A 15,255-nucleotide genomic window follows, 5' to 3' on the forward strand; every position below is an offset into this window, starting at 1 on the left:
GTCTTCTTCTCCGGTCACATCGCGGTACGGGCCGACCACAGCTCCGGGAAGACCACCCGGGACATGCTGCGCTGCAACCATGCCAGGCCGGCGGAGCCGCCACTGCCGACCTTGGCGCCCATCGTCCGCTGCACCGCCTTCACGTGGTTCCAGCGCCAGTCGCCGAACTCCTCGGCGACACCGCTCAGCGCCTCGCCGAGCAGTCGCAGGTGGTTGTCCGGGCCGGTGTCACCGTAGATCTGCACCCAGGCCGCCTCGACCGACGGCTGCGGGTCGTGCTCGACGGCCACGTCCCGGTCGAGCAGGTCGGCGGGGAGGTCGAAGCCGCGCCGGGCGAGCAGTGCGAGCACGTCGTCCCACAGGCTCGGGGTGGCCAGCGCGGCGCTCAGCGCCGCGTGCACCTCGGTCTGCCGGCGGAACGGCCTGATCAGCGCCGGGTCCCGCAGCCCGAGGAGGAACTCCAACTGCCGGTACATCGCCGACTGGAAGCCCGAGCCCTCGCCGAGCAGGTTGCGGAACCGGTTGAAGTCGGCCGGGGTCATCCAGCGCAGACCCTGCCAGGCGGCGTTGAGCCCTTCCAGGTGCAGGGCGGCGCGGCGCAGCGGCGCCAGCGCGTCCCAGACCTGGTCGGCGCGGAGCAGACGCTGGGTCTCCCGCAGCTCGTGGCAGGTCAACCCGAAGTACAGCTCCATGATCTGGCTGACCATCAGGAAGGACATCTCACCCGGGTCGCTGCTCAGTGGCTGCTGCAGCTGGTGCAGGGCACTGGCCTGCACGTACGCGTCGTACGGCACCCTCTCGGCGAACTCCAGCGTCGGCTCGCCACCGTTACGTGCGGCGCGGGCGGCCCGCTGGCGCGGGGTCACCGGTCGCACCGAGGCGGGGCGGTTCGGCGCCCGCCGCTCCGTCTGATCCACCATCTGTCTCCCTCCCCCGGACTAGCCGACGTCATGATCCCGCGGTCGGATCGGCCTACGGAATGCCGGATCAACGGCTCTCGGCGCTTTCTCCTGGCGAAACAACGGCAACTAGGCGAAGTCGGTTCACGAAAGTAAGGTCTGAGCGTGGACGACATGGACTGGGCCCTGCTGCGCGAGTTGCAGGCCGACGCGCGGCTCTCCTTCAGTGAGCTGTCCCGGCGGGTGCACCTGTCCCCGCCAGCGGTTGCGGAGCGGGTTCGCCGGCTGGAGGAGGCCGGCGTCATCACCGGCTACCACGCCCATGTCGACCTGACCCGGGCCGGCCGTACCGTGGTCGCGCTGATCCGGATGTCCTGCTACGGCGCGCGATGCATCCTGCACGATCCGGCGGTGGCCGGCTGGCCGGAGATCCTGGAGATCCACCGGATCACCGGCGACGCGTGCAGCATGCTGAAGGTGGCCGCCGGCTCGATCGGTGCCTTCGAGGGGGTCATCGACCGACTCGCCCCGTACGGCCAGCCGTCGAGCACGATGGTCCTCTCCTCCCCCCTCGACTGGCAGCCCATCACCCCCCTCCCCCGCCCCTGACCCTGACCGCGGCGAATCGGGGACGCGGGCCCTCGGGGTGGGTCGGTTTGGGCTTGGGCCAGGGGGAAAGCAGCGGCGTGCCCAGGGGAGGGTTCCGGCGGTCGTCGCCGGTTGGGGGGAAATCATGCAGGGAATCCGCACGATCAACCGCGCGCTCTCGTCCGCACTGACACTGGTGGGGCTGATCGGGGCGTTCGTCCTGATGTCTGTCGCGCCGGCGCGGGCCGGTGAGAACATCTTCGTCGAGGTGACGCCGAACAGCGCCCAGGCCGGTAGCCGGGTCAGCATCCGGGCGAGCTGCGACAACGACAACAACAACCGGAAGTCCAACGTGCACTCCGACGCGTTCGGGCACGTGATGCTCAAGCCGGACAAGGGCTTCCTGACCGCGCAGGTCACCATCCCGGCCGACAAACAGGCCGGTGACTACCCGGTCGACCTGCGCTGTGAGAACGGCCAGACCGCCTCGACCACGCTGACCGTGCTGAACATGGCGTCACCCAGCAAGGGACCGGCGACCGGGGGCGGCGGAACGGCCAGCGGTCGCGGTACCGGCTCGCTGTTGGTGCTCGGCGGCGTGGCACTGGTCGCCACCGCGGTCGCACTTGGGATGGTGGGCGGCCGGCGCCGGACCGGAGCCGGCTCCTGAGCCGGATCACCCATGACCCGCAGATCCGCGCGTGCGCGGCCGGACCGCACTGCCGCGCGCGCGCGGCCGGAGGGCCGCGCCCGCTTCCGGGCCGGGCCGGTGCTGCGCGCCTCCGGCCGGCTGGTGGCCCGCGCCTCCGGCCGGCTGCGTCGGGTCGCCGGGCAGGCCGGGTCGGCCAGTGTCAGCACCAGCGATCCGGCCGCCCGCCCACTGCCACCGCGCCGCCCTGCCGGGTCGAGGTTGGCCCGACCCCGTTTCGGTACGGGACCGGGGCTGCCGGTGCTGGCCATCGCCGCGCTGATGGTGGTGATCGTGGCGATGCTCGGCGTCGAGCAGGTGACCGGCATGAGCCTGCTGCCGGACCGGCTCAGCGCCGGCCTGCGACCGCCACCGAAGAAGTTCCCCGTGCTGCCGGCCAGCCCCCCAACCAGCCTCGCCATCGAAAAGATCGACCTGCGGGCACCCGTGCACGATGTGGGCATCGCCCCGGACGGCACCATCGCGGTGCCGGACGCGGCCCGCGCCCAGGAGGCCGGATGGTACGACCAGGGACCGACCCCCGGCCAGTACGGCCCGGCGGTGATCGTCGGGCACGTCGACACCACCAGCGGGCCGGCGGTCTTCCATCAACTCCGCGAGCTGCGTGACGGTGACCAGATCGAGGTCACCCGCACCGATCACAGCGTGGCGGTCTTCGAGGTGAATTCGGTGGAGAAGTTCGACAAGGGGCGCCTGCCGGTGAATGAGGTGTACGGCGACTTCAGCCGCCCGAGCCTTCGACTGATCACCTGCGGCGGCCAATGGGTCGGCGGCGAGACCGGCTACTCGGACAACGTCGTTGTCTTCGCCTCACTGGTCAAGGCTCGTGGAGGTGGTTAGCGCGCCTCGTCCCGCATCTCGGCGAGCGTCGCCGCCACGTCCACATTCTCGTCACCGAGCTTCGGCGGAAGCGGGACAGGGCCGCCGCTGGTCGGAGCGACGGCCCGCCCCGCAGCCACGAGTCCTAACCCTGGCTCGGGCTGGGGGCGCAGCCGGCGGCCGACGGTGACCGTCGGTCGCCTCCGGTAGGGCGGATGCGGTGTTGAGCGATATACCTCAGAGTCATATTCATACCTCTGAGGTATATCGCTCAACAGCACATCGACACGACATGCAGCCAAAGCAGATGGCGGGCGCCCTTCGCTGCGCCCGCAGGCGGGGCTATGGCACGAGGATGACCTTGCCGATTGCGCGACGGTTTGAGGGTTTTGGGGCTGTGACCGCGCTCAAGCGCTCGTAAGCCTCAACCGCTGGTTCAACGATACGGTTGATGGAATGACTTCCCTTCTCGACCTGCTTGCGGTATCGCCGACCCTGCTCGCGCTCGGCGAGCCGACGCATGGTGAATCCGCCTTCCTGCAGATCCGCAACGAGACCTTCATGTCGCTGACCGAGCATGGCTACCGGTCGATCGCGCTGGAGAGCGACCGGGCGGCGGGGCTGATCGCCGACGAGTTCGTGCGCGGTGACGATGCCGTATCGCTCGACCGTGCGCTGGCCGAAGGGTTCAGCCACGGGTTCGGCGCCGCCCCGGCCAACCGCGACCTGCTGCTGCGGATGCTCGAGTGGAATGCCGGACGGCCAACCGCCGAGCGTCTGACCTTCCACGGCTTCGACGCTCCACTGGAGATGGAGAGCGCTCCGAGCCCACGGCGCTACCTCGCCCGGGTTTGTGACTTCCTCGGCCTCGACCGGTCAGCGGAGATCGACGACCTGATCGGGGACGAGGATCGGTGGAGCGATACGGCCGCGATCTGGGAGCCGGGCAGATCGATCGGGCGCTCGACCGACGCCCAACGTCTGCGGGTGATCGCCGACGACCTCCTGACGGAGTTGTACCTTCAGGCACCCCGACGGCCCGAGGGCTGGCAGGCGGCGTTCGTACACGCCACCTCCGCGGTCGCGTTGCTGCGCTACCACGCCGCTGCCGCCGCACCACTGACGCAGGAGGAACGCTTCGCCCACCTGGCCGGGGTCCGGGACGCGCTGATGGCCGAGAACCTGCTCGCGATCCGGGCGACCGAGGCACACCGCGGGCCCACCCTGGTCTTCGCGCACAACACGCACCTCCAACGCCACCAGAGCACGATGACGATGGCCGGAACCGAGGTGGCGTGGGCTGGCGCCGGCGCGATCGTCGCCTCGCTGCTGAAGGACCAGTACGCGCTGGTCGTCGGCAGCCTCGGCGTGAGTCCCGCGCTCGGCATCGGGGCACCCGCCACGTCGACCTACGAAGGCAGGCTCCAACAGAAGGCCAACCATCCCGGGTACGTCCGTGCGTCCGAGATAGGACCGGCCGAACGGAGAGCCCACGACTACCGCTACTTCCCGCTGGATCAGACCACCATCGAACACGCCGATGCGGTGCTGCACATCCCGACCGGCGTCGACGCGGCCGTGCTCGCCGATCGGATCCTCGCGCTGCCCGGCGTCGAACAGGTCGTGGCGAACGAGGAGAACGGAGCGCCCGAGGATGCCTGGGGCGACCGGTTCTTCCATGTCGGCCCGGACCGCCGCCAGCCGTTCGCCACCATCGTCGAGCACGACGTGCCCGGCTTCGACGAGGCCGCACAGCTTGATCGTCCCGGTGTCTTCCGGCTCAACCTGGACCTGGGTCGTGCCGAGTTCGAGAGGCTGTTCGGCTTCCCGCCCAAGGCGTTCGAGGACCACCGGCACACCTTCGACTTCGCCCGGCTGGACACCCTCATGCCGCACCCGGGCTACGCGCTGTACGGCTTCGGCAGCATCGTCATGCCCGGTCCGCAACTGCTGCCCGAGATCGACCGGCTACTCGCGATCGCTCACGGCCGAGCAGCCGACCGTCACGAGCGCGCAGCCCGTCGCGCCGAACAGCAGGACTGAGCCAGCGACCAGCGCGGCAGCGCGATCGATGCCACCGTCGCTCCCGCCTGCGGCGCGATCGACGCCGCAGGCGGCGGCGGTCAGGCGGCGACTTCGGGCTCTCGCAGGTCGAGCCAGTCCGCCCAGCGGGGGTCGGGTGCGCGGTGCCCGAGCACCCGCCAGGCGGTGCCCTTCGGCGCGGCCGGCAGCGCGTGCAGCCGCCAGCCCATCTCGGCCGGGGTCTTGTCGCCCTTGGTGTGGTTGCACCGGGCGCACGCGGCGACCACGTTCTCCCAGGCGTGCCGGCCACCCCGGCTGCGCGGAAAGACGTGGTCGATGGTCTCGGCCGGGCCCCGGCAGTAGGCGCACCGCCACCCGTCCCGGGCGAAGATCGCCCGCCGGGACAATCCGACGTGTGTTCGGTACGGCACGCGGACGAAGCGGGTCAGCCGAACCACGGATGGCACCGGGAGGGCGTTCCGAGCGCTGTGCAGAATGCCGTCACCATCGGCGACGCAGACCGCCTTTGCGGAGAGGACGAGGATCGCGGCGCGACGCACCGACACGACACACAGCGGCTCGTAGGTGGCGTTGAGGACCAACGCGCCGGAGCCCACCGTGGGTCGTATGTCAGGCATCGCGATCACCCTCCCGGTTCAGCGGCTGCTGCGGACCGTCGCCGACCGGGGCCGGGGCACGGCGGCCCGCACGGTCGACGCCAGGCCGATCACCGACGTCCGTTGCGCCAATAGTCCCTGATCGGACCCCGGATTGCACGCACTAATCCGGGGTCGGTCATGAAGCTCTTTCCCGCACCTGTCACGATGGCCGGTTCGCCCCGTTCCGGCCATGCCCTCGGCGGCAGGTCACCCGGCCGGTGGGTCGGCGGCGGGCGCTCGGGCTCCTTGCGGTACGAAGACAGGGTGAGTGCCGTCAGCGTGATACCCCTTGCCCTGTCCACCGCCGGGTCGGTGAACTGCCAGGGCAGTTCCTCCTGCGAATTCCTGTACAGAATGACCAGGTCGGCCTGGTTCGCCGAGGGCAGTTACTGGATCCTGCTCAAGCCGCTGCGGGTGCTGTTGATCGTGGCACTGGCGATGGTGGCCCGCTGGGCGGTGCATCGCACGATCGACCGGTTGGTCCGGACGACCACCGACGGTGCGGTGCCGACGATGCTGCGGCCGCTGCGCGAGCGGGTGCCCAGCGCCGCGGTGGACCCGACCGAGTTCGTGCCGGAGCGGCGGCGGCAGCGGGCCGAGGCGATCGGCTCCGTGTTGCGCAGTCTGACCACGGCGTTCGTCTTCGGCATCGCACTGCTGATGATCCTGCGGGAGTTCAGCTTCGACCTGGCGCCGCTGTTGGCCAGCGCGGGTATCGCCGGCGTCGCGCTGGGCTTCGGCGCGCAGAGCCTGGTCAAGGACCTGATCGCCGGTCTCTTCATGCTGATCGAGGACCAGTACGGCGTGGGCGACAACGTCGACCTGGGCGAGGCGATGGGCGTGGTCGAGGCGGTCGGGCTCCGGGTCACCACCGTGCGCGACGGTCGCGGGGTGCTCTGGTACATCCGCAACGGCGAGATCATCCGGGTGGGCAACAAGAGCCAGGGCTGGGCTCTCGTGGTGGTGGACCTGCCGATCGGTTTCAGCAGCACCGAGGAGGCCACCGCCGTCCTGCGGACCGCGGCCGCCTCGATCGCGATGGACCCCGAACTGTCACCGGAGATCGTCGAGGCGCCGGACGTGCTGGGCGTCGAGCAGGTGACAGTGGACGGCGCGGTCATCCGGACGGTGGTGAAGACGACCGCCGACGGGCAGTTCGCGGTGGGTCGGGAGCTGCGTCGGCGGCTCGCGGAGGCTCTGGAGAACTCGGGGATCACCGCGCAGATCGCCGCGGCCCGCATCTATCCCGGGTTGCCGACCCGGCCGTTGCCGGACGGCGAGACTGGTCAGGGCGGCGCTACCTGACCCAGGTGCCGCCGTCCTCGAATTCAGGGGTCGCGGGCCAGCCGGCCCCTCAGGTATCGTCCGTTCGTTCAGTCGGGGAAGCGACGAATGACCCGTTCGGCCTAGATAGTTGTCAGACGATCGGGCAGAATCCGGGGCACGCGTTCCCGCCAATGCGTGATCACATCCTCGCTGATCCGTAGATCTGACGAGCGCTTCCGGCCGGGCTGCCACGAGCGGCCGACCCGGAGGCCGATGGAGGCGACGGTGCCCGACGAGCGACCTTCCGCGGAAGGCCCAGCCACTTTTCGCGAGGTGTTCGCCCAGCACGAGTTCCGCGCCGTTTTCGTGGCGGGTGCTCTCTCCTGGGTCGGCGACTACGTCGCGAAGGCTGCCGTCACCCTTCTCGTCTATCAGAAGACCGAGTCGGTTGGGCTCTCCGCGGTTGCCTTCGCGGTCAGTTTCCTGCCCTGGCTGCTCGGCGGTCCCGTGCTCGCCGCACTCGCGGAGCGGTACCCGTACCGGCGGGTGATGGTGGCGTGTGACCTCATCCGGATGGCGCTGATGCTGCTCATCGCCATCCCGCAGCTGCCGTACCAGGCGGTGCTGGTGCTCATCTTCGCCTCGACGCTGGCCAACCCGCCGAGCCAGGCGGCGAAGTCGGCGTTGATGCCACAGATGCTCGCCGGGGACCGGCTGGTGCTCGGGCTGTCGCTGAACGGCAGCGTCGGGCAGGCGGCCCAGATCATCGGGTACGTGCTCGGCACCGCCGTCGCCTCGATCGACCCGAAGGTCGCGCTGCTGTTCAACGCGGCCACGTTCGGCGTCTCGGCGCTGCTGGTCCGCCTCGGGGTGCGAGATCGCCCGGCGATGGCGAACCCGGCGCACCGCAGCCACCTGCTGCGGGAGACTCGCGAGGGCTTCACCATCGTGTTCGGAACACCGGTGCTGCGGGCGATCGCGGTGCTGGTGTTCAGCGCGATGCTCTTCTCGATCCTCCCTGAGGGGTTGGCCGTTGGCTGGGCCCACGAGGAGAGCAACGGCGCCATGAGCGCGGGCACGGCCCAAGCAGTGATCATGGTGGCCAGCCCGGTCGGTTTCATCCTCGGCGGGTTGCTGGTGAGCCGCCTGTTCGGGCCGGCACGCCGACTGAAGCTGATGCGGCCGCTCGCGGTGCTCGCCCCACTGGTACTGGTGCCTGCGATGCTCAACCCGCCACCGCTGGCGGTGGCGTTGCTGGCCGCTCTCTGTGGTTTCGCGGTCGCTGGCATGTTGCCGATGGCCAACGGGCTCTTCGTCCAGGCTCTGCCCAACGGCTTCCGGGCCCGCGCCTTCGGGGTGATGGCTACCGGTGTCCAGGTCATCCAGGGCTTCGCGGTGCTGGTCACCGGGTTGATCGCCGATCACTTCGACAACGTCCCCTTCGTGGTCGGGCTGTGGAGCGCGGCCGGCGTGCTGCTGATGGCGGTAGCCGCGCTGCGCTGGCCGAGTCAGCAGACGTTGGACGAAACGATCGCCGCGGCGTCGGCGGCCAATGCCAAACCGCCCGCCGACCCGGGCGATCCCGCCACCGGCACGGCGGCAGGCCCTCCCGAGCCGCGTACGGGCGACGAGCACCGCCGGCACGCGGTCACCTGACCCGGCACGCGCTCACCTGCCCCGGTGCGCCCACGCGGACACGGGTGGGCCGGGCAGCGGAGCCCCTGCCCGTCGGCCGGGCGTGATCCGACGCACGGTGAGCGGGTCGGGTTGACAGGCGACGCGCCTGGCAGGATGGAACGGTGAACCCCGCAGGCGAATCCGACCGTCCCGGCGCATCGACGACCCTCTTCGAAGCGGTCGGCGGCGAGCCCACCTTCCGCAAGCTGGTCGACGAGTTCTACGTCGGCGTCGCCACCGATCCTCTGCTGCGGCCCATGTACCCGGAGGAGGACCTGGGCCCGGCGGCGGACCGGATGACCCTGTTCCTCATGCAGTACTGGGGAGGGCCGAACACGTACTCCGCACAGCGCGGCCACCCTCGGCTGCGGATGCGGCACGCGCCCTTCCGGATCGGCGCGGCCGAGCGGGACGCCTGGCTGCGGAACATGCGCCGCGCCGTGGACCGGCTCGACCTGGAGCCGGGGATCGCCCGCACGCTCTGGGACTACCTGGAGCGGGCCGCGTACTTCATGGTCAACGCCGAGGATGATCCGGCCGACGGCGCCTGACCCACCCGTTCGAGGGGTTGCGTCAGAGCAGCGCGCCCTCGTCGTGCAGCCAGTCCACGAAGCTGGTGGCCACCGCCGCGCCGCAGTCGAGCATCTCGACCAACAGCGCGTCGTGAGTGCCGGCGCCGAGCGGCACCTGGAGCTCGGCGTAGATCGGCAACTGCCCGCGCTCGGTCGGGTCACCGATGTACGCCTTGCAGAACCGGCGGGTGTGGTTCCACTCGTTGACCACCCGGTAGGCCCGGTCAGCCCAGTCCGGCGGGACCGTGGCGTGCGGACGTGCCCGCATGACCAGGATCTCGTCCTCCGGCCCTTCGAGGGTGACCAGCACCGCGTGCCGCTCCCACATGGCCAGCAGGTTGCCGTCGCCGTCGGCCAGGTAGCGCACGTCGAGTAGATCGAGTGCGTCGCAGACCCGGCGCAGACTCACCGGCTCGACGGTGGCGAGCATCTCGGTCAGCACGGGCCGTTCGTTGGCCGGGCAGTCGTCCCCCGGCTTTCGAGGGCTGGGCGGTCCGACCCGGACCGCGCTCTCCACTGTGATCCCGCTTCGGGTTTCCGGATCGCCGCCGTCGGCGGGACCGGGGCGCCATGACCACCACGGCATCGCTCGCGCACCTCACTCCCCAGCGGATCCAGTCGCCTACGGTGCGTTGGATCCGAGGATGGACGGTACCCGGACAGCCGAGCTGAAGCACCCCCCCAACGACCGCCCCTGCCCAGAAGAATGAGCTGGGGTCATCCGTTCGGACGAGTAATGAGGGGTGTCACGGCAAGATCCGTGGCCTTCTGCAACCATGCGGCTCCGTATGGTCCCACCAGGCCAACCCAACGACCGGCCACCCGCACCTGAACGGCGGCCTCCTCGTTGCCGGCGGTCGGGCCATCGGCGGCGCCGAGGAAGCCCATCCGGACCACCCCCTGCACCAGCCGCTGCGACACCTCGACCGGCGCGGCGGCCGATCCGTCCGGCGTGACCAGCACCGCCACGTGGTCGAGCAGGGCGTCACGCAGCACCCGCTGGCCCACCGCACGGCCGGCCACACCCTGCTCGCTCGCCGTACGCAGGGTGCCCGCCGCCGCGTCCGCGATCCGCCGCAGCTCGGCGACGGGCAGTGCCTCCACCTGCCGGCTCCGCACCGGCGGCAGCGGCCATCGCCACTGCGCGTCCCGGCGTGGCGGCAGGGTCGCGCCACCGCGCTCCAGTTCGGCCAGCAGCTCCGCGGCGGTCACCGTGACGTCCTCGGCGATGCCGTCGGCCGGCCCACCGGCCACCGTGCGGCCCACCAGGACCTGCCACGGCAGCCGGGCCCAGAGGGTGATCCGGCCCGGCCCACCGGCGGGCCGCAGCCGGACCGGTGCGATCGGGTCCAGCCGGACCAGCCGGGCCAGGAAGGCGCCCGCGTCCGCCACCCCGGCGACGCCGTGCGTCGGAGTCGACGCCGCCGCCTGCCCAGGCCCGGCCGCGCCCGGCCGGGTCATGCCACGCCGCCCTGCGGTGCGTACGTGAGCAGGAAGTCCCGTTCCTCCGGAGTGATCCGGCGGGGCACCTGACGGGTCAGGTCGAACGGCACCAGCACCGAGCGGGCTCGGCTGGCCAGCACCTCGCCGTCGTACAACTCGTAGGCGACGGTGAACCGGGAGGCCCGGATCTCCTCCACCCACAGCTCGATCCGAACGGTGGGCGCCGCCTCCGCGGTGGCCCGGCCCAGCGCGTAGTCGACCGGGCGCAGGTAGTCGACCTCGTGCCGGCGGATCACCACCCCGTCGGCGAACGAGCCGACCCCCCAGGCCCGGCCGCCGGCGAACATCAACGCCACCCGCGCCTCCTCGTACAGGGTGAGGAAGCGCGAGTTGTTGATGTGGCCGTACGCGTCCAGGTCGGACCAGCGCAGCGTGCAGTGGTAGACGAACCGGTCAGACACCTTCTCGGCCGGTCAGTCGCGGGTCAGCTTGCGGTAGGTCACCCGGTGTGGCCGGGCGGCCTCCGCGCCGAGGCGGTCGATCTTGTTCTTCTCGTACGCCTCGAAGTTGCCCTCGAACCAGAACCACTTGGACGGGTCCTGATCGTCGCCCTCCCAGGCCAGGATGTGCGTGGCGACGCGGTCCAGGAACATCCGGTCGTGCGAGATGACCACGGCGCAACCGGGGAACTCCAGCAGCGCGTTCTCCAGGCTGGAGAGCGTCTCCACGTCCAGGTCGTTCGTCGGCTCGTCCAGCAGGATGACGTTGCCGCCGATCTTCAGGGTCAGCGCCAGGTTGAGCCGGTTGCGCTCACCGCCGGAGAGCACCTTGGTCGGCTTCTGCTGGTCCGGTCCCTTGAAGCCGAACGCGGCGATGTACGCCCGCGACGGCATCTCGACCTTGCCGACCATCAGGTAGTCCAGGCCGTCGGAGACGACCTCCCAGACGGTCTTGTCGCCGTCGAGGCCCTGCCGGTTCTGGTCGACGTACGACAGGTTGACGGTGGGGCCGACGCGGACCTCGCCCTTGGTCGGCTCCTCGAGCCCGACGATGGTCTTGAACAGCGTGGTCTTTCCCACGCCGTTGGGGCCGATGATGCCGACGATGCCGTTGCGCGGCAGCGAGAACGACAGGTTGTCGATCAGCAGCCGGTCGCCGAAGCCCTTGCTGAGGCTGTTCGCCTCGATCACCGTGCTGCCCAGGCGCGGGCCCGGCGGGATCTGGATCTCTTCGAAGTCCAGTTTGCGGGTCTTCTCCGCCTCGCTGGCCATCTCGTCGTACCGGTCCAGGCGGGCCTTGGACTTGGTCTGCCGGGCCTTGGCGTTGGAGCGAACCCACTCCAGCTCCTCGGTGAGGCGCTTCTTCATCTTGGCGTCGCGGCGACCCTCGACGGCCAGCCGGGCGGCCTTCTTCTCCAGGTAGGTGGAGTAGTTGCCCTCGTAGCCGATGGCCCGGCCGCGGTCCAGCTCCAGGATCCAGCCGGCCACGTTGTCGAGGAAGTACCGGTCGTGGGTGATCGCCATGACGGTGCCGGCGTACTTGGCCAGGTGCTGCTCCAGCCAGGAGACGCTCTCCGCGTCCAGGTGGTTGGTGGGCTCGTCGAGCAGCAGCAGGTCGGGCGCCTCCAACAGCAGCTTGCAGAGCGCGACCCGGCGGCGCTCACCACCGGAGAGCTGGGTCACGTCGGCGTCCGGCGGCGGGCAGCGCAGCGCGTCCATGGCCAGTTCGAGCTTGGAGTCGATGTCCCAGGCGTCGAGGTGGTCCAGCTCCTCCTGGAGCTTGCCCATCTCCTCCATCAACTCGTCGGAGTAGTCGGTCGCCATTTGCTCGGCGATCTTGTTGAACCGCTCCAGCTTGGCCTTGGTCTCGGCGACCGCCTCCTCGACGTTGCCGAGCACGGTCTTGGCGTCGTTGAGCGGGGGCTCCTGGGCGAGCATGCCGACGGTGTAACCGGGCATGAGCCGGGCCTCGCCGTTGCTCGGCTTGTCCAGCCCTGCCATGATCTTGAGGAGGCTGGACTTGCCGGCGCCATTCGGACCGAGCACACCGATCTTGGCTCCCGGCAGGAAGCTCAACGTCACGTTGTCGAGCACGACCTTGTCGCCGTGCGCCTTGCGGGCCTTTTCCAGGACGTAGATGTACTGGGCCACGGTGCGGGCTACCTCCGTCGGTTGCTGTCGCTGATCGGCGGCGCGGGCGCGGGCTGCGAGGACCGCCCGCCGCCGCCGGCCGGTGACCGGCCGCGCGCACGCCATCGTCAATCCTGACAGGTACGACGCGGTTCGCCCACATCACCCCGCCCCAGGAGTACGCGGGCGAGCCTCCTTGCCGCGCGGCAGTCCGCTTTTTATCGTGACTCGATGTCCACCGAGTTCGTCATCGAGCTGCCGGACGAGCTGGCCGACCGACTGTCCGAGGAAACGGATGTTTCGGCCTTTGTGACGGAGTGCGTACGAAAATACGTGGCCGACGAGCCCACCCTGCACACACTCCGGCAGGCGGGTTTCGCGCTCTCTCCAGCTCGCCTGGAGCAGGCCGGGCGGGTCTTGGACACGGCACTGGAGCTGACCACACCGGAGCTGGGTGCTCTCGTCGCAGGAACCAGGGCGGGATTGTCGGATAAACCGGCGTCGACTCCCGACGGGTCAGCATTCGTGCTGGATACGCCGGCGCTGCTGGCCTTTGCCCGCGGCGATGAGGATGTCGCCGCCAGAATCTCGGTGGCCTCTGATCGCCACCTGACGGTGGTCATCCCGGCGGGCTGCCTGGCCAGCGCCTATCGGCAAACCCCTCAGGAGGGGTGGTGGCCGCTGGGCCTCCTCGCCGGTCTACGTCCGACGCAGGTCAGGGCCCTGACCGCAGACTGCTCGGCCGCGCTGGGCCTGTGGTTGCGGAGTGTGCCGACCATGGATCTCGCGCAGGCTGCGATGGAGGCGGCGCGGGCGATCACGCCGATCATGACGGATCGGCGGGAGCTGCTCGGCGAGGTGCTGCCCAAGGAATGGCCGATCATCGACCTGTGAGCACGGACTGTCGACAAGATCACCTTTAGGATTCGGCGCATCCGAGGCGGGTAGGAGACTCCGGCACGGGGGCCCAGAGGCCGCAGCTACGCTCAGTACGCTCAGCGCGGTGGACCCGTCAGTACCCGGAGGTGGCCGATCGTGACCGTCCGTAGCTCCTTTGTCGTAGTGGCGAATCGTCTGCCGGTCGACGAGGTGAGCACACCCGAGGGACGGCAGTGGCGACGCAGCCCCGGCGGGCTGGTCACCGCGCTGCATCCCGTACTCGCCGAACACCAGGGCACCTGGGTCGGCTGGGCCGGTGGCACCGGTGCCGCCCCCGAGCCGTTCGACCTCGAGGGGATCCGCCTGCACCCGGTCCCGCTCAGCGCCGAGGAGTTGGAGCGCTACTACGAGGGCCAGTCCAACGCGACGATCTGGCCGCTCTACCACGACGCGGTGGAGACGCCGGCCTACAAGCGTCGCTGGCGGGAGGCGTACCGCCTGGTCAACGCGCGGTTCGCGGAGGCCGCAGCCGACGTCGCGGCCGAGGGCGCGACGGTCTGGGTGCAGGACTACCAGCTGCAGTTGGTCCCGGCGATGCTTCGTGAGCTGCGCCCGGACCTCCGGATCGGGTTCTTCCTGCACATCCCGTTCCCGCCGATCGAGCTGTTCATGCAGATGCCCTTCCGCACCGAGATCCTGCGCGGTCTCCTCGGTGCCGACCTGGTCGGTTTCCAGCAGCGGCTGGCCGCCCAGAATTTCGTCCGGCTGGCCCGGCACCTGCTCGGGCTGCGCTACGAGGGGCAGATGATCCAGGTCGACGGTCGGCAGGTGAAGGCGGGCGCCTTCCCCATCTCGATCGACACCCAGGAGATGGAGCGGATGGCCGCCGACCCGGCGATCCAGGCCCGGGCCAAGCAGATCCGCGCCGAACTGGGCGACCCGAAGACGATAATCCTGGGCGTGGACCGGCTGGATTACACCAAGGGCATCGAGTTGCGGCTGAAGGCCTTCCGCGAGCTGCTGGCTGACGGAAAGTTGACAGTCCCCGACGCGGTCATGGTGCAGGTGGCCACACCCAGCCGAGAGCGCGTGGAGCATTACCAGGCGCTTCGGGTCAAGGTCGAACGCGAGGTCGGCCGGATCAACGGCGAGTTCGGCAGGGTCGGCGTGCCGGCGGTGCATTACCTGCATCAGTCGTACAGTCGCAGTGAGCTGGCCGCGATGTACGTTGCTGCCGACGTGATGATGGTGACCCCGTTGCGAGACGGAATGAACCTGGTGGCGAAGGAATACGTAGCATCACGTGCCGACCAGGGCGGCGCACTCGTGCTCAGTGAGTTCGCCGGCGCCGCCACCGAGCTTCGTCAGGCCTTTTTGTGTAACCCGCACGACCCGGACGCGGTCAAGGACGCCCTACTCCGGGCAGTGCACGTGGAGAAAACCGAGGCACGCCGCCGGATGCGGACAATGCAACGTCACCTGCGTACCCACGACGTGGGCCACTGGGCCAAGTCTTTCCTCTCGGAGCTTGGAGTTTCCGAGGCGGAGGCCGAGTGAACACGACCGTCAACGATGGAGCGGCAATCGCCACCG

Annotated in this window: 17 protein-coding genes; 10 read left to right on the top strand and 7 right to left on the bottom strand. The window is 69.9% G+C overall.

Annotation, left to right across the window (positions count from 1 at the left end):
• Nucleotides 1–14: 14 nt before the first annotated feature.
• Entirely contained in the window at nucleotides 15–917 is a 903-nt protein-coding gene (locus tag JOD64_RS08110; RefSeq protein ID WP_204945960.1) for a tryptophan 2,3-dioxygenase, read from the bottom strand.
• A 147-nt stretch (nucleotides 918–1,064) separates the two neighbouring features.
• On the opposite strand from JOD64_RS08110, the gene JOD64_RS08115 reads away from it, so the two are divergent.
• The 3 genes from JOD64_RS08115 (at nucleotide 1,065) to JOD64_RS08125 (ending at nucleotide 3,036) form a co-directional block, all read left to right on the top strand.
• Nucleotides 1,065–1,508: an Lrp/AsnC family transcriptional regulator gene (locus tag JOD64_RS08115; RefSeq protein WP_204941672.1), complete on the top strand. Its 444-nt coding sequence runs from the start codon at nucleotides 1,065–1,067 to the stop codon at nucleotides 1,506–1,508.
• Between the two features lie 124 nt (nucleotides 1,509–1,632).
• Nucleotides 1,633–2,157 carry a hypothetical protein gene (locus JOD64_RS08120; RefSeq protein WP_204941673.1) on the top strand — a complete coding sequence of 175 codons (525 nt, stop codon included), beginning with the start codon at nucleotides 1,633–1,635 and terminating at the stop codon, nucleotides 2,155–2,157.
• Between the two features lie 12 nt (nucleotides 2,158–2,169).
• Nucleotides 2,170–3,036 (top strand): class F sortase, encoded by an 867-nt coding sequence (locus JOD64_RS08125; protein WP_504740331.1) that lies wholly within the window; start codon nucleotides 2,170–2,172, stop codon nucleotides 3,034–3,036.
• Here the strand turns inward: JOD64_RS08125 and JOD64_RS33445 are convergent.
• Nucleotides 3,033–3,155, bottom strand: a complete 123-nt coding sequence (locus tag JOD64_RS33445) for a hypothetical protein (RefSeq protein WP_275581417.1) — start codon at nucleotides 3,153–3,155, stop codon at nucleotides 3,033–3,035. The genes JOD64_RS08125 and JOD64_RS33445 overlap by 4 nt on opposite strands.
• 316 nt (nucleotides 3,156–3,471) lie before the next feature.
• Here JOD64_RS33445 and JOD64_RS08130 point away from each other — a divergent pair, with 316 nt between their 5' ends.
• Nucleotides 3,472–5,058 (top strand): DUF6194 family protein, encoded by a 1,587-nt coding sequence (locus tag JOD64_RS08130; RefSeq protein WP_204941674.1) that lies wholly within the window; start codon nucleotides 3,472–3,474, stop codon nucleotides 5,056–5,058.
• 80 nt (nucleotides 5,059–5,138) lie between these two features.
• Here JOD64_RS08130 and JOD64_RS08135 read toward each other — a convergent pair whose 3' ends face one another.
• On the bottom strand, nucleotides 5,139–5,675 hold the full coding sequence (locus JOD64_RS08135; protein ID WP_204941675.1) for an HNH endonuclease: 537 nt from the start codon (nucleotides 5,673–5,675) through the stop codon (nucleotides 5,139–5,141).
• On the opposite strand from JOD64_RS08135, the gene JOD64_RS33450 reads away from it, so the two are divergent.
• The 4 genes from JOD64_RS33450 (at nucleotide 5,665) to JOD64_RS08150 (ending at nucleotide 9,190) form a co-directional block, all read left to right on the top strand.
• Nucleotides 5,665–5,796, top strand: a complete 132-nt coding sequence (locus JOD64_RS33450) for a hypothetical protein (RefSeq protein ID WP_275581418.1) — start codon at nucleotides 5,665–5,667, stop codon at nucleotides 5,794–5,796. The two genes, JOD64_RS08135 and JOD64_RS33450, sit on opposite strands and share 11 nt — an antisense overlap.
• Nucleotides 5,797–5,942: 146 nt before the next feature.
• Complete coding sequence (locus JOD64_RS08140) at nucleotides 5,943–7,001, top strand: mechanosensitive ion channel family protein (protein WP_204945962.1); 1,059 nt, start codon at nucleotides 5,943–5,945, stop codon at nucleotides 6,999–7,001.
• 234 nt (nucleotides 7,002–7,235) lie between these two features.
• On the top strand, nucleotides 7,236–8,618 hold the full coding sequence (locus tag JOD64_RS08145) for an MFS transporter (RefSeq protein ID WP_204941676.1): 1,383 nt from the start codon (nucleotides 7,236–7,238) through the stop codon (nucleotides 8,616–8,618).
• 143 nt (nucleotides 8,619–8,761) lie between these two features.
• Nucleotides 8,762–9,190: a globin gene (locus JOD64_RS08150; RefSeq protein ID WP_204941677.1), complete on the top strand. Its 429-nt coding sequence runs from the start codon at nucleotides 8,762–8,764 to the stop codon at nucleotides 9,188–9,190.
• 22 nt (nucleotides 9,191–9,212) lie between these two features.
• Here the strand turns inward: JOD64_RS08150 and JOD64_RS08155 are convergent, their stop codons facing one another.
• The 4 genes from JOD64_RS08155 to ettA all read right to left on the bottom strand — a co-directional run bounded on the left by JOD64_RS08155 (nucleotide 9,213) and on the right by ettA (nucleotide 12,804).
• On the bottom strand, nucleotides 9,213–9,797 hold the full coding sequence (locus JOD64_RS08155) for a type III secretion system chaperone family protein (protein WP_204941678.1): 585 nt from the start codon (nucleotides 9,795–9,797) through the stop codon (nucleotides 9,213–9,215).
• A 131-nt stretch (nucleotides 9,798–9,928) separates the two neighbouring features.
• The gene (locus JOD64_RS08160; RefSeq protein WP_204941679.1) at nucleotides 9,929–10,672 is read right to left on the bottom strand and encodes a DUF8185 domain-containing protein; all 744 of its coding nucleotides are present in this window, start codon (nucleotides 10,670–10,672) and stop codon (nucleotides 9,929–9,931) included.
• Nucleotides 10,669–11,115, bottom strand: a complete 447-nt coding sequence (locus JOD64_RS08165) for an acyl-CoA thioesterase (RefSeq protein WP_204941680.1) — start codon at nucleotides 11,113–11,115, stop codon at nucleotides 10,669–10,671. Before JOD64_RS08165 ends, JOD64_RS08160 begins: the two co-directional genes overlap by 4 nt.
• A gap of 12 nt (nucleotides 11,116–11,127) precedes the next feature.
• A complete protein-coding gene (ettA, locus tag JOD64_RS08170; RefSeq protein ID WP_204945963.1) occupies nucleotides 11,128–12,804 on the bottom strand; it encodes an energy-dependent translational throttle protein EttA in 1,677 nt (558 codons plus the stop codon).
• Between the two features lie 210 nt (nucleotides 12,805–13,014).
• Here ettA and JOD64_RS08175 point away from each other — a divergent pair, with 210 nt between their 5' ends.
• Nucleotides 13,015–13,677: a hypothetical protein gene (locus JOD64_RS08175; RefSeq protein WP_204941681.1), complete on the top strand. Its 663-nt coding sequence runs from the start codon at nucleotides 13,015–13,017 to the stop codon at nucleotides 13,675–13,677.
• Between the two features lie 141 nt (nucleotides 13,678–13,818).
• Complete coding sequence (locus JOD64_RS08180; RefSeq protein WP_110567725.1) at nucleotides 13,819–15,219, top strand: alpha,alpha-trehalose-phosphate synthase (UDP-forming); 1,401 nt, start codon at nucleotides 13,819–13,821, stop codon at nucleotides 15,217–15,219.
• The last annotated feature ends 36 nt before the right edge of the window (nucleotides 15,220–15,255 follow it).

Origin of the sequence: Micromonospora luteifusca, assembly GCF_016907275.1 — a bacterium.
Classification (GTDB): domain Bacteria; phylum Actinomycetota; class Actinomycetes; order Mycobacteriales; family Micromonosporaceae; genus Micromonospora; species Micromonospora luteifusca.